The organism is Streptomyces sp. NBC_01591 (assembly GCF_035918155.1).
GTDB lineage: Bacteria > Actinomycetota > Actinomycetes > Streptomycetales > Streptomycetaceae > Streptomyces.
The window spans coordinates 5,976,814-5,996,910 of sequence record NZ_CP109327.1 but is presented as its reverse complement, the minus strand read 5'-3'; the positions used below and the strand labels follow the sequence as shown (position 1 = coordinate 5,996,910).

16 protein-coding genes are annotated in these 20,097 nt (G+C 72.0%); 13 read left to right on the top strand and 3 right to left on the bottom strand.

Translation table 11 applies throughout. The annotated features are described in order from the left end of the window. Nucleotides 1–5: 5 nt before the first annotated feature. Nucleotides 6–1,121, bottom strand: a complete 1,116-nt coding sequence (gene ku / locus OG978_RS27825; RefSeq protein ID WP_326767833.1) for a non-homologous end joining protein Ku — start codon at nucleotides 1,119–1,121, stop codon at nucleotides 6–8. A 61-nt stretch (nucleotides 1,122–1,182) separates the two neighbouring features. Between ku and ligD the strand changes: the two genes are divergently transcribed. The 8 genes from ligD to OG978_RS27785 all read left to right on the top strand — a co-directional run bounded on the left by ligD (nucleotide 1,183) and on the right by OG978_RS27785 (nucleotide 11,132). Beyond that, nucleotides 1,183–2,079 (top strand): non-homologous end-joining DNA ligase, encoded by an 897-nt coding sequence (gene ligD / locus OG978_RS27820; RefSeq protein ID WP_326767832.1) that lies wholly within the window; start codon nucleotides 1,183–1,185, stop codon nucleotides 2,077–2,079. A 218-nt stretch (nucleotides 2,080–2,297) separates the two neighbouring features. After that, complete coding sequence (locus OG978_RS27815) at nucleotides 2,298–4,487, top strand: HEAT repeat domain-containing protein (RefSeq protein ID WP_326767831.1); 2,190 nt, start codon at nucleotides 2,298–2,300, stop codon at nucleotides 4,485–4,487. Continuing rightward, nucleotides 4,484–4,807: a zinc-ribbon domain-containing protein gene (locus OG978_RS27810; RefSeq protein WP_326767830.1), complete on the top strand. Its 324-nt coding sequence runs from the start codon at nucleotides 4,484–4,486 to the stop codon at nucleotides 4,805–4,807. Before OG978_RS27815 ends, OG978_RS27810 begins: the two co-directional genes overlap by 4 nt. Before the next feature lie 154 nt (nucleotides 4,808–4,961). Then, the gene (locus OG978_RS27805; protein WP_326767829.1) at nucleotides 4,962–5,756 is read left to right on the top strand and encodes a hypothetical protein; all 795 of its coding nucleotides are present in this window, start codon (nucleotides 4,962–4,964) and stop codon (nucleotides 5,754–5,756) included. Next, the gene (locus OG978_RS27800; RefSeq protein WP_326767828.1) at nucleotides 5,753–7,126 is read left to right on the top strand and encodes a HAMP domain-containing sensor histidine kinase; all 1,374 of its coding nucleotides are present in this window, start codon (nucleotides 5,753–5,755) and stop codon (nucleotides 7,124–7,126) included. The genes OG978_RS27805 and OG978_RS27800 overlap by 4 nt, the downstream gene beginning before the upstream one ends. Nucleotides 7,127–7,226: 100 nt before the next feature. Then, nucleotides 7,227–8,606 carry an FtsW/RodA/SpoVE family cell cycle protein gene (locus OG978_RS27795; RefSeq protein WP_326767827.1) on the top strand — a complete coding sequence of 460 codons (1,380 nt, stop codon included), beginning with the start codon at nucleotides 7,227–7,229 and terminating at the stop codon, nucleotides 8,604–8,606. Beyond that, entirely contained in the window at nucleotides 8,603–10,060 is a 1,458-nt protein-coding gene (locus tag OG978_RS27790; protein WP_326767826.1) for a penicillin-binding transpeptidase domain-containing protein, read from the top strand. Before OG978_RS27795 ends, OG978_RS27790 begins: the two co-directional genes overlap by 4 nt. A gap of 4 nt (nucleotides 10,061–10,064) precedes the next feature. Continuing rightward, nucleotides 10,065–11,132 carry an amidase gene (locus tag OG978_RS27785; protein ID WP_326767825.1) on the top strand — a complete coding sequence of 356 codons (1,068 nt, stop codon included), beginning with the start codon at nucleotides 10,065–10,067 and terminating at the stop codon, nucleotides 11,130–11,132. 101 nt (nucleotides 11,133–11,233) lie between these two features. Here OG978_RS27785 and OG978_RS27780 read toward each other — a convergent pair whose 3' ends face one another. Then, the gene (locus tag OG978_RS27780; protein WP_326767824.1) at nucleotides 11,234–12,343 is read right to left on the bottom strand and encodes a ferritin-like domain-containing protein; all 1,110 of its coding nucleotides are present in this window, start codon (nucleotides 12,341–12,343) and stop codon (nucleotides 11,234–11,236) included. 178 nt (nucleotides 12,344–12,521) lie between these two features. Here OG978_RS27780 and OG978_RS27775 point away from each other — a divergent pair, with 178 nt between their 5' ends. From OG978_RS27775 to OG978_RS27755, 5 genes are all read left to right on the top strand, one after another. Then, nucleotides 12,522–13,457, top strand: coding sequence for an AurF N-oxygenase family protein (locus OG978_RS27775; protein ID WP_326767823.1), 936 nt, complete (start codon nucleotides 12,522–12,524; stop codon nucleotides 13,455–13,457). Between the two features lie 39 nt (nucleotides 13,458–13,496). Next, entirely contained in the window at nucleotides 13,497–14,249 is a 753-nt protein-coding gene (locus OG978_RS27770; protein WP_326767822.1) for a TetR/AcrR family transcriptional regulator, read from the top strand. Nucleotides 14,250–14,266: 17 nt separating this feature from the next. Continuing rightward, a complete protein-coding gene (locus tag OG978_RS27765; protein ID WP_326767821.1) occupies nucleotides 14,267–14,533 on the top strand; it encodes a hypothetical protein in 267 nt (88 codons plus the stop codon). A gap of 246 nt (nucleotides 14,534–14,779) precedes the next feature. Next, entirely contained in the window at nucleotides 14,780–17,437 is a 2,658-nt protein-coding gene (locus OG978_RS27760) for an outer membrane protein assembly factor BamB family protein (RefSeq protein WP_326767820.1), read from the top strand. Nucleotides 17,438–17,592: 155 nt separating this feature from the next. After that, nucleotides 17,593–18,777, top strand: coding sequence for a C40 family peptidase (locus OG978_RS27755; protein WP_326767819.1), 1,185 nt, complete (start codon nucleotides 17,593–17,595; stop codon nucleotides 18,775–18,777). A gap of 72 nt (nucleotides 18,778–18,849) precedes the next feature. On the opposite strand, the gene OG978_RS27750 is transcribed toward OG978_RS27755, so the two are convergent. Then, entirely contained in the window at nucleotides 18,850–20,097 is a 1,248-nt protein-coding gene (locus tag OG978_RS27750) for a styrene monooxygenase/indole monooxygenase family protein (protein ID WP_326767818.1), read from the bottom strand.

Sequence of the window (20,097 nt, the reverse complement as noted above, 5' to 3'; positions counted from 1 at the left end):
CCGTCTCAGGCAGAGGCGCGCTTGCGGGGGGCCGCCTTCTTCGCCGTCGGCTTCGAGTCCGACTGCGAGTGCGTCTTCGAGTCCGATTTCGCGGTGGTCTTCTTCGCCGTCGTCGTGGCGGCTCGCTCGGTGGTCGTCTTGGCGGTGGACTTCTTCGTCGAGCGTGCGGCGGTCTTCTTGGCGGGCGCCCTGCTCGATGCGGACTTCTTCGCCGAGGCCGTCTTCTTGGTGGCCGCCGTGGCCTTCTTCTTCGCCCCGGTTCCGCCGGACTTCTTGCGGCCAGCGAGCGAGGTGACCTTGGCCACCGGGGCGCCCGCCGGCTCCTCCGCGGTCTCCGGCTCCTCGCCGCGGGCCTCCTTCGCCGCGCGGACGCTGCTCTCCAGGGCCGCGATCAGGTCGATGACCTTGCCGCCGGAGTCGTCCGCCTCCGCCGGCTCCAGGGTCCGGCCCTCCGCCTTCGCGGCGATGAGCTCCTCGACCGCCTCGCGGTAGTCGTCGTGGAGCGAATCCATGTCGACCTCGCCGAGGGTGTCCATCAGCGCGTCGGCCAGGTCGAGTTCGGTGTCGCGGACCTTGACCTCGGTCTCCGGGGCGACGCCCTCGGGGCTGCGGATCTCGTCCGGCCAGAGCAGGCCGTGCATGGCGATCACGTCGTCGACCACCCGCAGCATGCCGAGCCGCTCGCGGCCGCGCAGCGCGTACTTCGCCACCGCTACCTTCTGGCTCCGCTTCAGCGCCTCACGGAGCAACGTGTACGGCTTGGCCGCCGGGACTCCGTTGGCGGAGAGGTAGTACGCCGCGTCCATCTGGAGCGGGTCGATCGAGGCGGCCGGCACGAAGGCGACGATCTCGATCGTCTTGGCCGTGGGCAGGGGAAGCGAGCCGAGGTCCTCGTCGGTGATCGGGATCACCGAACCGTCGGCCTCCTCGTACGCCTTCCCGATCTCTCCGGCGGAGACCTCCTGCTCGTCGATCTCGCAGACCTTCCGGTATCGGATCCGGCCACCGTCGGCGAGGTGGATCTGGCGGAAGGAGATCGAGTGGCTCTCGGTGGCGTTGACCAGCTTGATGGGGATGCTGACCAGCCCGAAGGAGATGGCGCCGTTCCATATGGACCTCACCGTTCACCCCTTGTGTCCGTGCAGATACCTATAGGTCCGTGAATCATGTGATTCTTATCGTATGACGCCGATCACAGAGGTGGAGGGGCGGCGGCTGGCACTCAGCAATCTCGACAAGGTGCTGTATCCGGCCACCGGAACCACCAAGGGCGAGGTGCTGCACTACTACGCGGCCACTGCCGCGGGGGTCCTGCTCACGCATCTGCGCGACCGGCCCGTGTCCTTTCTGCGCTATCCGGACGGGCCGGACGGGCAGCGCTTCTTCACCAAGAATCCGCCGCCGGGTACGCCGTCCTGGGTACGGACCACCCCCGTGCCGCACCATGAGGACAGGAAGGCCAGGCAGGTGGTCGTGCAGGATCTGGCCTCGCTGATGTGGGCGGCCAATCTGGTGGTGGAGTTCCACACCCCACAGTGGCGGGCCGATGCTCCGGGGATCGCCGACCGGATGGTGTTCGACCTGGACCCGGGCGCGCCCGCGACCGTCGTGGAGTGCTGCGCGGTGGCACTGTGGCTGCGCGAGCGGCTGGCGGCGGACGGGTTGCGGGCGTACGGGAAGACCTCCGGGTCGAAGGGGCTGCATCTGCTCGTACCGCTGGAGCCGACCCCCTCCGATCGGGTGTCGGCCTACGCGAAAGGGCTGGCCGTCCAGGCGGAGCAGGAGCTTCCGGACCTGGTCGTGCACCGGATGAAGCGGGCGCTGCGGCCGGGGAAGGTGTTCGTCGACTTCAGCCAGAACGCGGCGGCGAAGACCACCGCCACCCCGTACACGCTGCGCGCCCGGCCCGAACCGACCGTCTCGGCGCCCGTCACCTGGGCGGAGGTCGAGAAGTGCCGGACCCCCGGGGAGCTGGTCTTCCTGGCGGGCGGGATGGGGGCACGACTGGAGCGGTACGGGGATCTGCTCGGGCCGCTGGCCGATCCGGACGGGGCCGGACGACTGCCGGACGCGCGGTAGGTGTGTCCGGCCCGCTGATGGGCGACACGGGCGCGCAGGAGCCCTTCTGTCATCCGTCACCGGAAGTGGCTGTTTCTCGCCGGTCCACCAATAACGCATGGCATGGACCTTTGTCATGCTCGCCAGGAAAAGACCGCATGTGGCGGGCGGATCATCCGACCCGTGGTGCACACTCCTCGCAGACACTGCTTCGTTGAAATGCGTGGGGAGGCGATGGGGTGTTCGCAGGAATCGACGAGGTCGACTGGGCCTCGATGGAGCATGCCTACGGGCCGGCCGGTGATGTGCCTGCGATGCTGCGGGGTCTCGCGTCCGCCGATCCGGCGGAGCGCGAGCAGGCGCTGGACGGGATGTACGGCGCGGTTCACCATCAGGGTGACGTGTACGCCTGCACGCTGGCGAGCATTCCTTTTCTCTTCGAGCTGGTCGTGGACCCGGGCGTCCAGGACCGAGGCAGCATCGTGGAGCTGCTCACCAGCATCGGCGGTATCGACCTGGACGAGGACGACCAGGACGAGATGGACGAGGACGAGATCGAGGGCGCGGCCAACTACGCGATGGCGGCGACCGCCGTCACCGCGGACGCCGGGGTCTTCTTCGAGCTGATTGCCGACGAGGACCCGGGGGTACGGCTCAACGCGCCCCTGGCGCTCGCCGCGCTCCACGGCCATCCGGACAGGGTTCTCGCGCTGCTGCGGGAACGTCTGCCGATCGAGCCGGACGAGGAGGTGCGGCTCGCCCTGGTCGAGGCCGCGGGGCGGGTCGCCCTGCGTCACCGGATGCTGGCCGGGCAGGCGGCGGCGTGGCTGAGCCGCTTGGCGGGCGAGGGCTTCCCGGCGGGGCTGCGGCTGGCCGCGCTGGCACAGCTGGCGCGGTGCGCACCGGACGCGTTGCCGGGCGATGTCGTGCGGGTGGTGACGGGGCTGCTGCGGCAGCTGCGCTCGACGCCCGGACACCGGCCCGGGCCGGCCCCCGCGGTCGATGCGCAGGCCGGTGCGACCGAGGCGGTCGCGGCCGTCGAGGCGTACCCCGACGCGGCCGGGGCCGGGGCCGGGGCCGGGGAGCCGCCCGCCGAGGAGCGGGTCGTGCCGGTGACCCTGGTGGGCCAGTTGCGGGCGCTGTCCGACGAGGAGGCTCCGGCGCCCACCGCCCCTTGGACGGCGGATCTGCTGCGCACGCTGCACGTGGGGCTGGACGACCGGGTCGCCGAGCGGACGGCGCTGCTGACGGATCAGCTGCGCAGCCCGGACCGCCGGCAACGGATCGACGCGCTCCGGATGAGCAGCGGGCTGATCCGGGTCTGGCGGGGCTCGTACGAGGAGCTGGTCCGGCTGGTCGGTGAGCAGCTCGCCACACCTGATCCACGGCTGGCCGAGGCCGCCTCGCACGTGCTGGAGGAGCTCTTCGGGCTCGCCGCGCCCGCCGCCGACGCGCTGGCGGCGCGGGTGGCGGCGGATCCCGGGGCCTGGGTGCGGGAGTGGCCGAGCGGACCTCCGGCGCTCGGCAGTGCGGTGAAGGCGCTGGCCAGGTTGGGCGACGCCCGTGCCGTGCCCGCGCTGGCCGCCGCGCTGGAGCGGTCCGAGGTGCCGCACGACGCGGGGTTCGCCATCGGCTGTCTGGGGGCGGCGGCGGCCCCGCTGGCCGAGGTGCTGCGCCGCCGGCTCGGCGAGGTCCCGCTCGACGAGCGGGCGCACGACCGGGCGGGCCCGCTGCTCACCGGGCTGGCCGCGCTGCGGGCGGACGAGGCGCTGCCGGAGGCGCTACGGGTGCTGCGCGGCGTGCCGGAGTACCGGGGCGAGTGGGTGCGTACCGCGGCGCTGCGGGCGCTCGGCTCGTTCGGGCCCGCGGCGCGCGGTGCAATACCGGAGCTGCGGGCGCTGCTGCGGAGTCCCGGGGCGACTTCGGCGACCGAGGTCGCGAAGGCCCTGTGGGCGGTGGACGGGGATGCCGATGCCGTGCTGCCGGTGCTGATCGAGGGCCTGCGGGCGGAGCGCGTCCACGAGGTCCGGTCCGCGGTGAACGCGCTGGGCGGGCTCGGGGCGAGGGCCGCGGTGGTCGCGCCGCGGCTGCGCGCGCTGCTGTGGCACGAGGAGCTGTGGCTGCGGGTGGACGCGGCGGTGGCGCTGTGGGAGGTGTCCGGGCGGGCCGAGGAGTCCGTGCCGGTGCTCCTGGCGGCCTGGGAGGAGAATCGTCATGTTCGCGTCCGGGTGACGGAAGGCCTGGCGCGAATGGGTGCCGCTGGTGCAGGGTCGGATGCGGCACATGTGCTGCGCGCCGAACTCATCTCCGTACGCCGTCACAACGCGATGGACGGCGGGTACGGCAGCCACGACACATACGAGGACGAAAAGCTGCTGGCGCTCTGCCGGCAGGCGCTTCTGGGAAATACGGGGAAGGAACCAACATGATCATTTTTGGTACGCGAGGCTATCTGTACCAACTGGCCATACTGACGCTGGTCTGCGGCTGGTGCGGCAACCCGGCCGCGCACACGCTGCGCAAGAGGGTCACCAAGTTCACGCTGTTCTTCGTGCCGCTCTTCCCGTTCTCCACGAAGTTCGCGACCCAGTGCACGTTCTGCGGCGGGGAGCAGCAGATCCCCAAGGAGCAGGCCGAGCAGTTGCTGGCGCAGCACGCGGCCTCGCAGCAGGGCAATCCGTACGGGCAGCAGCAGGGGCAGGCGGGGTACGCGCCGAACGGACAGGGACAGAACCCCTACCAGAGCTGATCGGCACTGCTTGTCGGCACCGATACATGCCTGCCGGGCACGGAAGCATTCCCGCCGGGTGCCGAAACGAACGCCCTCATCCGTACTAAATAGACATAACGGACTTCCTTCCGAATAGGGTCATGGGACATGGGCCTCCGGAAGGGAGGGAGTCATGCGTCCGCATCGCCGTGTGCAGTGGCGCACGGCGGCGGCCCTCGGGGCCGCCGCCGGCCTGGCGCTGCTGACCGGCTGCGGCAACGGCGGCGGGCTGCGGAGCGCCGGACCGACCCCGACCGCCGTCGGGCCCGCCCGGCTCTGGCCCGGCCTGCCACCCGCCTCCGCCGCCCCGTACGACTACGGCGAGGGCGAGACCGCGCGCATCCCGGGGATCGCGGTGCCGGACGGCGATGTGCACCGGCTGGATCCGGTGACGGTGGTGCAGGCGGGCCTGGCGGCCCGGCCCAACCGGTCCAGCGGCGCGGCCGACCTCTCCGCCGACACCGTCCGGAAGATCAACGCCTGCCGGGCCGAACCGGCTTCCTGCCCCGTGCTCCGGCCGTACTTCCGTGATCTGACGGGTGACGGCAGGGACGAGATGGTGCTCGGCATCCGGCTGGCCGACCACCAGCTCTCCGTGCGGGTCTACATGCCGGACGCGGGCGGACTGACCCGGATCCTGTCCACCGCGGACGCCGTGATCAGCGTCGAGCTGGCCGGACGGGACCTGATCATGCGGGTGCCGTCCGCGATCACGGGGTACCAGTACCGCACCGCCTGGTCCTGGGACGCCCGGCAGCGCGCGATGCTGCCGACGCAGGACGAGATCCAGCGGATCCCGTCGTCCCGGGCACCGCGTCCACGGCCCACGGCCACCCGGCCGGCCACCGCGCCCGCCGCCACGCCCACCACCACACCCACCGGCCCCACCGCGGCACCGTCCGCCGGCGTCTCCGCGGAGCGCCGATGAGGCGGCCCGGAACGAGCGGGCCCGGCACGAGCGGGCGCGGAACGGGACGGCGCCGGCCGCGGGTGCCTTCCTGGGCCGCGACACTCACCTGGAAGTCGGCCGTCTTCATCACGGTGATGTGCTGCGTGCTCGCCGCGCTGCTGGGTGTGCTGGTCCACACCGAGGTGACCCGCCAGACCGTGGGCCGGGCCCGCGAGAAGGCCCTGGACCGGCTGGCGGACGTCACCACCGCGTACGAGACGGGCGAGGCGCTGCCGCCCGGTTCCGGGATCGATCCCCCGGGGCTGCCCGCTGCCCTGCGCACCCTGGCCACGAGCGGCGAACGCGGCACGCTCGTCGGCGATCACGACGGGCGTCCGGCCATGTGGGCAGCGGCTCCGGCCGACGGCCGCGCACTGGCCACGCAGGTGGACTACAGCCTGAGCACCCGCACCATCGAGAGTCTCGACGGGGCGATCGTCGGCTCCTCCCTGCTGGCCATCGGCGCCACCCTGCTGGTCGGCGCGTTCGCGGTCACCCGGGTCACCCGGCGGCTGCACCTGACGGCCCAGGTGGCCCGCCGGATCAGCGCCGGGGACCTCGACGCCCGCGTCCGCGACCCGCGTACGGCGGACCCCTCGCGCCCGCAGGACGAGGTCGCTGTCGTCGCCGGTGCGCTGGACACCATGGCGTCCACGCTCCAGCGCAAACTACAGACCGAGCAGCGCTTCACCGCCGATGTGGCGCACGAACTCCGCACCCCGCTGACCGGTCTCTCGGCCGCCGCCGAGCTGCTGCCGCCGGGGCGGCCGTCCGAGCTGGTGCGGGACCGGGTCCGGGCGATGCGGGCGCTGACGGAGGATCTGCTGGAGATCTCCCGGCTCGACGCCCGTACGGAAGCGGTCGATCTCGACGGGTACGAACTGGTGCCGCTCGTCGAGCGGGTGGTGCGCGCGTCCGGGACGCGGACCGAGATCCGGATCGAGCGGCCGGAGAAATCCGCACACGTACGCGTCGAGACCGACAGGCGGCGCCTGGAGCGGGTGCTGGGCAATCTGATCACCAATGCGCACCGGCACGGCCGGCCCCCGGTGGTACTGACGGTCGACGGACCGGTGGTGACCGTGCGCGACCACGGCCCCGGGTTCCCGGACTATCTGCTGGACGACGGCCCGCAGCGGTTCCGTACCGAGGGCGGCGGCAAGGGGCACGGTCTCGGGCTCACCATCGCCGCCGGGCAGGCCGCGGTGATCGGCGCCGGGCTCGCGTTCCGCAACGCCCCGGACGGCGGGGCGGTGGCCCGGGTGACACTGCCCGAGTACACGGGAGCGGACGACGGGGCGTCAGAATCCGGGACCGGCACGAAGTCCGGGCCCCGTAACGGGGAGTGACGGAGCATCGGGCAACGGGAAGAAGCCGGCGGCCAGGCCCTCGGACATACCTACTACGACATAAGGGAAATACACACCAGCTCTTGCTACGTTGCCTGGCATGACCGCAACGACGGCGGACGCACCCCCGCCCGATCTACGCCTGCCCAAGCGGCGCGGAGTCGAGCTGCTGCTCCTCATCGGGGCCGTCCTCATCTCCGTCTACGGCTACGCCGCCGTCGGCCTGGCCAAGAACGACGCGGTCCCGCCCGATGTGGCCGGCTACGGCGCGGGCCTGGGGCTGCTCGCCCTCCTCGCCCATCTCGCGGTCCGTTTCCGCGCCCCGTACGCCGATCCGCTGCTGCTGCCCATCGCCGTACTGCTCAACGGGCTAGGTCTGGTGCTGATCTACCGGCTCGACCTGGAGACGCCGAAGGACCAGGCGGCGCCCACCCAGCTGATCTGGTCCACGCTCGGTGTGGCGCTGTTCACCACGGTGGTCGTCTTCCTGCGCGACCACCGGGTGCTCCAGCGGTACGCGTACCTCTCGGTCGCCACCGCGCTGGTCCTGATGATCGTGCCGATCTTCTTCCCCGCGGTGAACGGCGCCAAGATCTGGATCCGGGTCGGCGGACTCTCCTTCCAGCCGGGCGAGTTCGCCAAGATCCTGCTCGCCGTGTTCTTCGCCGCGTATCTCGCCGCGAACCGCAACGCGCTCGCCTACACCGGCCGCCGGATCTGGAAGCTCCAGCTCCCCACCGGCCGGGTGCTCGGTCCGATCGTGGCGATCTGGCTGCTCAGCGTCGGTGTGCTGGTCCTGGAACGCGATCTGGGCACCTCGCTGCTCTTCTTCGGCCTCTTCGTGATCATGCTGTACGTCGCCACCGGCCGGACCGGGTGGATCGCGGTGGGTCTGGTGCTCGCCGCGGTCGGCGCGTTCGTCGTCGGCTCCTTCGAACCGCACGTGCACAGCCGGGTCGAGGACTGGCTCGATCCGTTCGCCTCCATCGATGCCGGTCAGGGCCCCAGCCAGCTGGCCCAGTCGCTGTTCGCGTTCGCCGCGGGCGGGATGCTCGGCACGGGGCTCGGCCTCGGCCACTCCATCCTCATCGGCTTCGCCGCCAAGTCCGACTTCATCCTGGCGACGGCGGGCGAGGAGCTCGGGCTGGCCGGGCTGACCGCGATCTTCCTGCTGTACGCGCTGCTGGTGGCCCGCGGCTACCGGGCCGGCCTCGCCCTGCGCGACCCCTTCGGGCGGCTGCTCGCGATCGGTCTCGCCTCGATCCTGGCGCTCCAGGTGTTCGTGATCGCGGGCGGGGTGATGGGACTGATCCCGCTGACCGGCATGGCGATGCCGTTCCTCGCCCAGGGCGGTTCGTCCGTCGTCACCAACTGGATCATCGTGGCACTGCTGATCCGGGTCAGCGACCAGGCCCGCAGACCGCAGCCCGGCCATGCGGAGACCGGGATCATCGCGCCGATCACGGAGGACGAGCGGTGATCCGCTACATCCGGCGGGCCGCCGCGCTTCTTCTCCTGCTGCTCGTGGCGCTGCTGCTGAACGCCGCCCGTATCCAGGTCTTCGAAGCCGACAGCCTGGACAACAATCCCGCCAACCGCCGCCTCACGATCGCCCGTTACGGCCAGCCACGCGGCAACATCCTGGTCGGCGGCAAGTCGGTGACCGGTTCGAAGAACACCGGCGAGCAGCTCAAGTACGAGCGCACGTACCGCGACGGCCCGCTGTACGCGCCGGTGACCGGCTACGCCTCGCAGACGTACGGCACGACCCTGATCGAGAACGCCGAGGACGGCATCCTCTCCGGCACCGACTCGATGCTCGCCCCGCTCCCGCTGTGGAACGAGATCACCCGCAGTCAGCAGCCCGGCGGCAACGTCGTCACGACCGTCAAGGACTCGATGCAGCGCGCCGCGTACCAAGGGCTCGGCGGCCGGCGGGGCGCGGTCGCCGCCGTCGAACCGTCCACCGGGAAGATCCTGGCGCTGGTCTCGACCCCCTCGTACGATCCCGGGCAGCTCTCGGGCACCGGTTCGTCCGTCACCGACGCCTGGGCGCGGCTGAACGCGTCGAAGAGCCAGCCGATGCTCAACCGGGCGATCCGGCAGACCTATCCGCCGGGCTCCACCTTCAAGATCGTGACGGCGGCGGCGGCGCTCGACGCGGACGTCGTCACCGATCCCGACGCGGAGACCGACACCCCGTCCCCGTATGTGCTGCCGGGTACGTCGACCACGCTGCCCAACGAGGCACGGGGCTGCGAGAATGCCTCGCTCGCGGAGGCGATCCGGGTCTCCTGCAACACCGTGATGGCGGATCTGGGGGTGCGGGTCGGGCTCGACGGGATGGTGGAGGCGGTGCGGAAGTTCGGCTTCAACGACACCGGGCTGAAGATCCCCTCGGGGGTGGTGAAGAGCAACTTCGACACCGAGATGACCGACGACCAGCTGGCGCTGTCGTCGATCGGGCAGTTCGACACGACGGCGACACCGCTCCAGATGGCGATGGTGGCGTCCGCCGTGGCCAACGGCGGTGACCTCAAGTCCCCGTATCTGGTGGACCGTACGACCACGCACGACGGCACGACCGTCCACCGGAACGGCTCGCACACCTACCACCAGGCGATGAACCCGCGGACGGCGATGCAGCTGCGGGAGATGATGGTCGACGTCGTGGAGAACGGCACCGGGTCCAACGCCGCGATCGACGGGGTGACGGTCGGCGGCAAGACCGGCACCGCACAGCACGGCATCGACAACTCGGGCAGGCCGTACGCCTGGTTCATCTCCTGGGCCCAGTCGCCGGACTCGGGACAGCCGGCCGTCGCGGTCGCCGTGGTCGTCGAGGACGCCGCGGCGAACCGGGCGGACATCAGTGGCGGCGGCAGCGCGGCCCCGATCGCCCGTTCCGTCATGGAGGCGGCCCTGCGAGACTGACCGGGTGGCAGACGTGAGCGGGGTGGGCCGGGCGCTGGAACGCATCGGGCGGGAGGATCCCCGCCTGTCCGCGTTCATCGAGGTGTGGCACGAGCCGGCGCTCGCCGACACGGAGCGGGCCGGTGGGCTCCCGCTGGCCGGAATGCCGTTCGCGGTCAAGGGACGCACCGGAATCCGTTCGTACGCGGCCCGGCGGCTGATAGCGGCCGGTGGGGTCGCGGTGGGTGCGACCTCGGTGCCCGGCGCCGGCACCTACTGGCAGACCTGGGGGCTGGGCGCCCACGGCCGTACGGTCAACCCGTGGCGCCCCGACCGCACGCCGGGCGGCTCCTCGGCGGGCTCGGCGGTCGCCGTCGCGGCGGACCTCGTGGGGCTGGCGACCGGCAGCGACGGGGCGGGGTCGGTGCGGATCCCGGCGGCGTGGTGCGGGGTGTTCGGCCTGAAGACGACGAACGGCCTGCTGCCCTCCCCCGACCGCTCCGGGCTGGCCTCCGCCGGGGTGCTGACCCGGTCGGCCGCCGGGGCTGCGACGTACCTGCGCTGCGTCCTGGACGCCTACGAGCCGGAGCCGCCCGTCCTTCCCGTACCGGCCGTCTTCAGCCCCGACCTGGGGTACGCCGAGGTCGACCCGGAGGTCGCGGCGGTCGTCGGGCGTGCGGTGGGGCGGCTGGTGGCGGCGGGGGTGGTGCGGCTCGTGGACCGTACGTGCGAGCTGCTCGACCCGTGGGAGGCTTGGCAGGCGGTCCGGGGCGGGTCGCCGTCCCCGCGCGCCACGGAGATCCGGCGCGCGAACGACACCGCGCTCGACGCCCTGTTCGCCCGTACGCCTCTGCTGCTCACGCCGACCACCCCCAACCGCCCGCACGGCCACGACGGTCCGGGCGAGCTCTTCTCGACCGCGCTGACCTGGGCGTTCAACCTGAGTGGGCATCCGGCCGCCAGTGTGCCCGCCGGATTCACGGCGGACGGCTGCCCGGTCGGGCTCCAGCTGGTCGCGGAGCGCGGGGCCGATGTCTCGCTGCTCGGAACGGCCTGTGCGGTGGAGGACGCGCTGATTACTGTGCGGCCATGACGCACAACGGCCCGCAGGCCGGCCAGGCGGGCGGTCGCCCGCCCGGTGATCGTCCGCCGCCCTGCCTCGGCCCAGCGGCTCGCGGCGTGCGCCGCTTCCCGTCACTCTCCCGGTGCGCCCTGCGCGATCGCCTCCTCGACCTCGGCGACCCTGGCCAGTTCCTCCGCCTCGAAACGGTCCCGGTCGAGCTGCTCGGCTATCTCCTCGTCCTGGGCCATCAGCAGGTCCAGGCTGGAGTCGCCGAGCTCGAAGACGCCCATGTCGACGTAGGCCTTCTGGAGCCGTTCGCCCCACAGGCCGATGTCCTTGACACACGGCACTATCCGGCTGAACAGCAGCTTGCGGAAGAGCTGCAGGAACTCCGAGTGTTCGGAGAGGTCCTTGGCCTCCTGCTTGCCGATGCCGAAGTTCTCCAGCACCTCGACGCCGCTGAGCCGGTCCCGCATCAGGTAGCAGCCCTCGATGACGAACTCCTCGCGCTCACGCAGTTCGGCGTCGCTCAGCTGCTTGTAGTAGTCACGCAGCGCCATCCGCCCGAACGCGACGTGCCGGGCCTCGTCCTGCATGACGTACGCGAGGATCTGCTTGGGCAGCGGCTTGGTCGTCGTGTCCCGGATCATGCCGAACGCGGCCAGGGCGAGCCCCTCGATGAGGACCTGCATGCCGAGATAGGGCATGTCCCAGCGGGAGTCGCGCAGGGTGTCGCCGAGCAGTCCCTGGAGGTTGTCGTTGATCGGGTAGAGCATCCCGACCTTCTCGTGCAGGAACCGGCCGTATATCTCCGCGTGCCGGGCCTCGTCCATGGTCTGGGTCGCGGAGTAGAACTTCGCGTCCAGGTCGGGGACGGACTCCACGATCCTGGCCGCGCAGACCATGGCGCCCTGCTCGCCGTGGAGGAACTGGCTGAACTGCCAGGAGGTGTAGTGCTTGCGCAGCTCACCCCGGTCCTTGTCGGTCATCTTCGCCCAGTGCGGGGTGCCGTACAGGGTGAGGGCCTCGTCAGGGGTGCCGAGCGGGTCGGCGGGGTCGACCTCCAGGGACCAGTCGATGCGCTTGTTGCCGTCCCACTGCTTGTCCTTGCCCTTCTGGTAGAGGGCGAGCAGGCGTTCGCGACCGTCGTCGTAGTCCCAGCTGAAGCGGGCGGCGCCGGAGGCGGGTACCTGCCACAACGGCGCTTCGGGGGCAGTGGTGTAGAGGTCGTGTGTCGACACGGACAACTCCTTCGCCTGGCGTGCTTCGGCAATTCCCTTGGCAGTTGCGTCAGTTGGCAGGTTCACACGTTGGTAGACGCCGGGTCAACAAGTCGTGCGCAAGGGATTGACGGCCTTACTGACTAGGAGTCTCATAAGGAGTGACCGCCGGTAACCCCATGTGTGAGGTGCCTCCAGCATGACCCCAGTGACCGAACGCGACGTCCAGCTGCTTCGCGACGCACTCGGCCCGCTCCGGGACCGCGAACAGATCGCCGAGCGGCTGCTCGACTCCTCGGCCAAGCACTCCTTCGACCCGGACAAGGAGCTCGACTGGGACGCGGCGATCGAGGAAGGCAAGTGGTTCTGGCCGCCCGAGCTCGTCTCGCTCTACGACACCCCGCTGTGGCGGAAGATGTCCGAGGAACAGCGGATGGACCTCTCCCGGCACGAGGCGGCGTCGCTCGCCTCGCTGGGCATCTGGTTCGAGATCATCCTCATGCAGCTGCTGGTCCGGCACATCTACGACCGCCCGGTGACCAGCAACCACGTCCGCTACGCGCTCACCGAGATAGCCGACGAGTGCCGGCACTCGATGATGTTCGGCCGCATGATCAAGTGGGGCGGCTCGCCCGACTACCCCGTGCCGCGCGTCTATCACAACCTCGCGCGGGTGCTGAAGACCGTCTCTACCACCCCCGGTTCGTTCGCCGCGACCCTGCTCGGCGAGGAGATCCTCGACTGGATGCAGCGGCTGACGTTCCCGGACGAGCGCGTCCAGACGCTGGTGCGCGGCGTGACCCGCATCCATGTGGTCGAGGAGGCACGGCACGTCCGCTACGCCCGCGAGGAGCTGCGCCGCCAGATGGTGACCGCCCCGCGCTGGGAGCGCGAGCTGACCCGGCTGAGCTGCGGCGAGGCGGCCCGCGTCTTCTCCGTCTGCTTCATCAACCCGCAGGTGTACGCGAACGTCGGCCTGGACCGCCACGAGGCCGTCGCCCAGGTGAAGGCGAGCGGCCACCGGGCGGAGGTCATGCAGTCGGGCGCGAAGCGGCTGACGGACTTCTTCGACGACATCGGGGTGTTGAACGGGGTGGGACGCAGGCTGTGGAAGCGCTCCGGCCTGCTGGCCTGAGCCGACGTGATCCGGACGGGAGGCCCTAGGCTTCGGCGTATGACCCCTGCTGCCGCCACCGCGCCGCCGGCCCGCGCGTACCGAAGGCTCGGCGTCGAGGAGCGCCGCGCCCAGCTCCTCGGTGCGGCCCTGACCCTCTTCGCCCACCGGGCCCCCGACGAGGTCTCGCTCGACGAGGTCGCGACGGTCGCCGGGGTGTCCCGCCCGCTCGTCTACCGCTACTTCCCGGGCGGGCGGCAGCAGTTGTACGAGGCGGCGCTGAGATCCGCCGCCGAGCAGCTGATCCTGTGCTTCGGCGAGCCGCCCGTGGGACCGCCCACCGAGCGGGTGACGCGGGTGCTCGACCGCTACCTCGCCTTCGTCGACGAGCACGACACCGGTTTCAGCGCGCTGCTGCGCGGCGGCTGTGTCGTCGAGACCTCCCGTACGTCGGCGATCGTCGACGAGGTACGGCGGGCGGCGGCCGAGCAGATCCTGCTGCACCTGGGCAGTGGCGCGGCGGCCGGCCCGAGGCTGCGCATGATGGTGCGCACCTGGATCGCGGCTGTCGAGGCGGCGTCCCTGATCTGGCTGGACGAGGGGAAGCAGCCCGCCGCGGCAGAGCTGCGCGACTGGCTGATGGACCAGTTGATCGTGCTGCTGGCCGCCACGGCGGCGACGGATCCGGAGACCGCGTCGGCGGTGGCGGCGCTGCTTCCGCTGGAGACCGCCGCGGGTCCGGCCGGACGGCTGGCGGAGCGGCTGATCCCGGTGCTCGGCGAGGCGGCCCATCTGCTGCCCCAGGACGGCTGATCGGTCAGACTGGGGCGGTGCGAAGCGAGAACACCGCCTTCACCGGCGGCCCCCTGGACGGGCGGGTACTGCCCGTCCTCGTCGGCCCGACCGGTCATCCGCCCAAGTGGTACGAGGTCCCGGTACCGGCCTCCGACGGCGGTCCCGCCACCGTGTACGCGTACCGCAGGGTGCCGGCCGGTCACAGCAAGCGGCTGGGGCTGCCGCGCGGCTGGGTGTACGAGTACGCCCCCGGTGGCCGTGAGCGGCACAGCCCCAAGTGGCCCTGGTCGAAGCCGGACTGAGGGGACGGGGCCCGATGGGGTGACGGGCACTCGGTCCGAGACCGGCCGGTAATTGGGGGGTGGGAGAAGGAGCGGTGCTGGGTGCGTGCAGCTGCAAGGCGGAGGATTGAGGCAACGCGGAGCGTTGTTGATTGACGACAACGCGGCAGATGCGCGTGCCCAGCACCGCGACGCCGCCCCCCAATTGCCGGTCGGTCTAAGATCGACGCTCCGGTGCTCAGGCACGGTCAGCGAGGGGGGTGCGCCATGGAGGCGCTGCGTCAGGACGATCCACGCCGCTTCGGCCCGTACACCGTGCTGGCGCGGTTGCGTGGGACCGCGAGCACCGTGCAGTACCTCGCGCGCGGCGCGGCCTCCGAGGACGCGGTGGTGATCACCGCCGCCCGCCCCGAACTCGCCGCGCTGCCCGCCTTCCGGCGCCGTTTCCAGGCGGAGGCCCGCACCGCGGACCGGCTGACCGGCGGCTGGGCCCAGCTGCAACTGGGCGGCCCTGACACCGCGGACGAAGAACCGCTGTGGACGGCAGGCCCGTACGTACCGGCGCTGACGCTCGCCGAGGCGATCGAGCTCACCGGGCCGCTTCCCGAGCGTGCCGTGCGGATACTGGGCGCGGGCCTCGCCGAGACCCTCTCCCGGGTGCACGCCACCGGTGCCGTGCTCCAGGGCCTGGCTCCCCGGACGGTACTGCTGGCCGAGGACGGGCCGCGGCTCACCGCGTTCGGCCCGTTGGGCGCCGCGGCCGCCGCGGAGGCCCGTCCGGGCGGGCAGTTGTCCGTACGGCTCGGCTATCTGACCCCGGAACAGGTCGCGGGCGAGGAACCCGGACCGGCTTCCGATCTCTTCGTGCTGGGCCTGCTGCTGGCGTACGCGGCAACCGGCACGACCCCGCTCGCCGACGGCCCGGCCGCCGAGGGCGCCGAGCGGATCGCCCGCACCGCCCCCGAACTCGGCGCGGTTCCGGAGGAGTTGCGCGACCTGATCGCCCGCTGCCTGGAGAAGGACCCGGCCGACAGGCCGAGCGCCGGGACGGTGGCGGCCGAGCTCGCCCTGGAGGGAGCTGCGAGCCTGGCGAAGGGCGGCTGGCTGCCGGAGGTGTTGGCGGCCGCGGTGGCGGAGCAGGGGGCGCGGGCACGGGAGGCGGTCGCGGCCGGTACGCCGGTTACCGGGCCGGTGCCCGGTTCCGCCGAAGGCCCGGTCGACGGGCCGGTTGCCGGATCCACCGAAGACCCGGTCGACACCCCGGCCGACGCCCCGCCCCGCGAGCCGGTCGACACACCGCCGGGTGCACCGGCCGACGCAGCCGCCCCCGGGGCCGCCGCCGTCGAGCCGCTCCCGATCCCGGACACGCAGACCGCCCAGTTCGGGAACCTCGGGCGCCAGGACCCCACGACCGACCGGCCGACGACCCAGCTGTCCGTCCCGCCCGAGCTGACCGGACGTCCGGCTGCCGGCCCCGCCCCGGCGGCTCTCCCCGCCGGACCCGCCGCGGCCCTGCCCGGCGGGGTGCCCGCCGTGCCCCCGCCGATGGTTCCGCCGGTCCCGCTGCCGGTCCCCGCAGGGCGCGCCGCAGCGAGGCCCGCCTCCCCCGCCGCCGACCGGCGCACTCTGCTCATCGGGCTCGCCGCCGGGGCCGCCGGGCTGGTCGTCGGCGGAGGCGGCGCCCTCGTCCTGGGCAGCGGCGACGGGACGACCGACGACCCCAAGCCCGTGCCGAGCCGCAGCGGTCCCACCGTCGCGGGACTGCCGCCGCAACCCCGCTGGGTGTACACGCACCCGGCGGCGGAACCGGCACCGCTCACCGCCGCCGTCTGGAACGAGCGACTGCTGGTGCTGACCGGCAAGAACGGCGCGACCGCCGTAGACCTGCGCACCGGACGCCGCCTCTGGGAGAACGCGGACGCCACCGAGGGGCGCGCCGCCCTCCCCGCCGGGAAGGACCTCTGCTTCATCGCCGCCCCCTCCGGATTCCTCTGGCTGTCGCCGAAGGACGGAAAGACCGCGCACCGGGTGGACCACGCGGAACTGTCCGCCGAAACTCCGAAGCTCTCGGCGCCGGAGATCGTCGGCTCGTCCGGGCCGGTGATCTGGTTCACCGGCTCCGAGAAGGTCACCGTCAAGGCCCCGCCGCCGAAGAAGGGCAAGAAGCGCGGCAAGGACAAGCAGGTCGTCAGGGCCTATCTCTTCGCGTACGACATCGTGCGCCGCGAGCAGCTGTGGCGGGCCCCCGTACCGGCCGGGCGCGGCCCCGGCGCCCCCGTCCACCGGCTGATCGCGGTCCGGCAGAACGACCTGGTGGTACGTCAGAGCCCGGCCACCCTCGCCCCCGGCGATGTCAGGGCCGCCAAGGGCAAGGCCGTCTTCCGGAGCTTCGACCGCAAGACCGGCAAGGCGCTGTGGAGCAAGCAGTTCGGCACGGTCGCCCCGGACGCGGCGGCCATGGGCGACGAGCAGGGCCTGCTGTACGCGGCGGTGGGCGACGACCTCCAGGCGTTCGAGACCCCGGCCGGCAAGCCGAAATGGACGCTGAACGGCACCGGCGGGACCCCGTTCGGCACCCCCGTCGCCACCGGCACCGTGCTGCACACCACCAACCGCAACCAGGAGGTGGGCACGGTCGAGCGGGAGACCGGGCGGCTGCGCTGGCGACGCTCGACGGAGGCGGCGATCGGCACCGCCGCGCCCGCCGTCACCCTCAGCACGACCGGCAAGACGCTGCTGGCCGCGGACGGATCCCAGGTCACCGCGTTCGCCGCCGAGGACGGGCGGCGACTGTGGAAGTTCCAGGACATCGGCGCCCAGGACCCGAAGGGGGCCACGGTCACCGCCCCCTACCGGGTGCTGGCGGCCGGGCGGACGGCCGTCGTACAACGCGACCGGATCTTCTACGCGTTCCCGGTCGCCTAGCGAACGGCGGGTTCGCCCACCACGGCCTTCCGGGCGAACCCGCCTGCCGCCACACCGCGCGGTTCTTGCATCTCCCGACACCGAGTGACCGTATTGTCACGTTGCGCTCACTCATGGGGTAGTCCCGTGATCGCCCCGTCACCGGAGGTGATGTCGTGTCAGGCGGAGTCTTGCGTACGGTCTGCACCGCCGCCCTGGCCGCGCTCGTCGTGACCTCGCCGGCGGCCGCCGCGCCCGTGGCCCCGGACCCCGCCGCGGGCAGCACGGCGAAGGCGCCTGCCGCGCCCACGGGGGCGAACAGCAGCGTCCCCCAGCTCCTGTCCGAGCTGCGGAAGCTGTACCAGCAGGCCGAGGAGGCCACCGAGACGTACAACGGGACCGCCGCGGAGCTGAAGAAGCGCGCGGCACAGGCGAAGAAGCTCGATGTCGAACTCGTCGCCGCCCGGACCGCGCTGGCCGACGGCCGCGACGAGGCCGGGCGGCTGGCCCGGGAGCAGTATCAGGGCCGGTCCGACTTCTCCGCGTACATGCGGCTCCTGTTGTCCCGGGACCCCGAACATCTGCTGAACCAGGAGCATGTGATCCGGCATGCGGCGGCCGGACGGGCGGCGACGGTGAAGCGGCTCACCGGTGCCGAGAAGCGCGCTGACGAGCTGGCGACCGAGTCCCGCAAGGTGCTCGACCGGCAGCGGGTCCTGGCCGCGAAGCAGAAGAAGCAGCGGGACACGGTCCGGTCGCGGCTGAAGGCCGTCGAGACGAAGCTGGCCACGCTCTCCGGCGCACAGCTCACCGAGCTGTCGCGGCTGGAGCAGCGGGACGTGGAGAAGGCACAGGGCGCCCTGGCCGCCTCGGGGGCGCTCTCCTCGACGAGGCGGCCGTCCGAGGCGGGCGGCGAGGCGGTGAAGTACGCGATCAAGCAGGTCGGCAAGCCGTACGTGTGGGGAGCGGAGGGGCCGGACTCCTTCGACTGCTCGGGGCTCACCTCGCAGGCCTGGGCGAAGGCGGGCCGGGTCATTCCGCGGACGTCGCAGGAGCAGTGGCGGCAGCTGCGGAAGGTAGCGGTGAACGCGCTGCGCCCGGGCGACCTGGTGATCTACTTCCCGAAGGCCACACATGTGGCGCTGTACATCGGCAACGGCCTGGTGGTGCAGGCCCCCCGGCCGGGCTCGCGCGTGAAGGTCTCGCCGGTGGCGTCGAATCCGCTGCTCGGCGCCGTACGGCCTGACCCGCAGGGCTCGTCACTGTCCACGTACAAGCCGCCGGAGCTCCCGCAGGGGGCCTCCTCGGGCTCGGACGCGGGGTACAGCTCGTCGTCGGCCCCCTCGGCCTCCGGGGAGTAGGTGGCGGGGAACGGAAGCCGGCAGGGCCGGGGCCGGTCGGATGCCTGACGGGACCCGGCCCTGCCGCGCTGCTCAGGCGGTCTGCGCCGCCCCGGAGACCTCGGCGAGGTACGCGTTGGTCTTCTCCGGGTCGAAGAAGAAGTTGTCGAAGTCCGCCGGGTCGTTGAAGCCGTTGGCGAAGCGGTTGGCGACCGGCTGGAGCTGACCGGCGGCGCCGATCAGGTTCAGTACGTGCTCCGGCGGTACGCCGAGCATCGCGTTGGTCCACTTCACGACGTGCTGCGCGGTGTCCCAGTATCGGTCGAACGTCGCCTGCATCCACTCCGCGTCGAACTCCCGGTCACCGCGCTCGATGATCGAGTCCAGGTACGCGTTGGCGCACTTGGAGGCCGAGTTGGAGCCCTGGCCGGTGACCGGGTCGTTGGCGACGACGACGTCCGCGACGCCGAGCACCAGACCGCCGCCGGGCAGCCGGCCGATCGGCTTGCGGACGGTCGGGGCGTAGCGGCCCGCCAGGGTGCCGTTGGCGTCGGTCAGTTCGACCTTGGTGGCGCGGGCGTACTCCCACGGCGTGAACCGCTCCATGAGCTCCAGCGTCTTCGCCAGGTGCTCGGAGGGGTCCTTGATGCCCTGGAACACGTCGAGCGGGCCGCCCGGGACGCCTTCCCAGAACAGGATGTCGGCGCGGCCGGACGTGGTCAGGGTCGGCATCACGAAGAGCTCGCCGACGCCGGGGACCAGGTTGCAGCGGACCGCGTCGTAGTCGGGGTGCTCCGGGCGCGGGCCCATGCCGTGGACGTACGCGACGGCCAGGGCGCGCTGCGGGGCGTCGAACGGCGAACGGGAGGCGTCCCGGCCGAACATGGAGACCAGCTCGCCCTTGCCCGCGGAGACCATCACCAGGTCGTAGGTGCGGGAGAAGTAGTCCAGGTCGGAGACGGCCGCGCCATGGATCACAAGCTGTCCGCCGCGCTGGGCGAACGTCTCCATCCAGCCGGCCATCTTCACGCGCTGGTCGACGGACTGGGCGAAGCCGTCCAGCTTGCCGACCCAGTCGACGGCGCGCGAGGAGTCCGGCGCCGCGACGGAGACGCCGAGGCCCTCGATGCGCGGGGCCTGGGACTCCCAGAAGTTGAGCTGGTAGTCACGCTCGTGCTGGAGCGCGGTGTGGAACATGCACTGCGTCGACATGACCCGGCCGGAGCGGACCTCGTCGGCGGTGCGGTTGGACATCAGGGTGACTTCGTACCCGCGGGACTGCAGCCCGAGGGCCAGCTGGAGACCGGACTGACCGGCTCCGACTATGAGTATCTTCCGCAT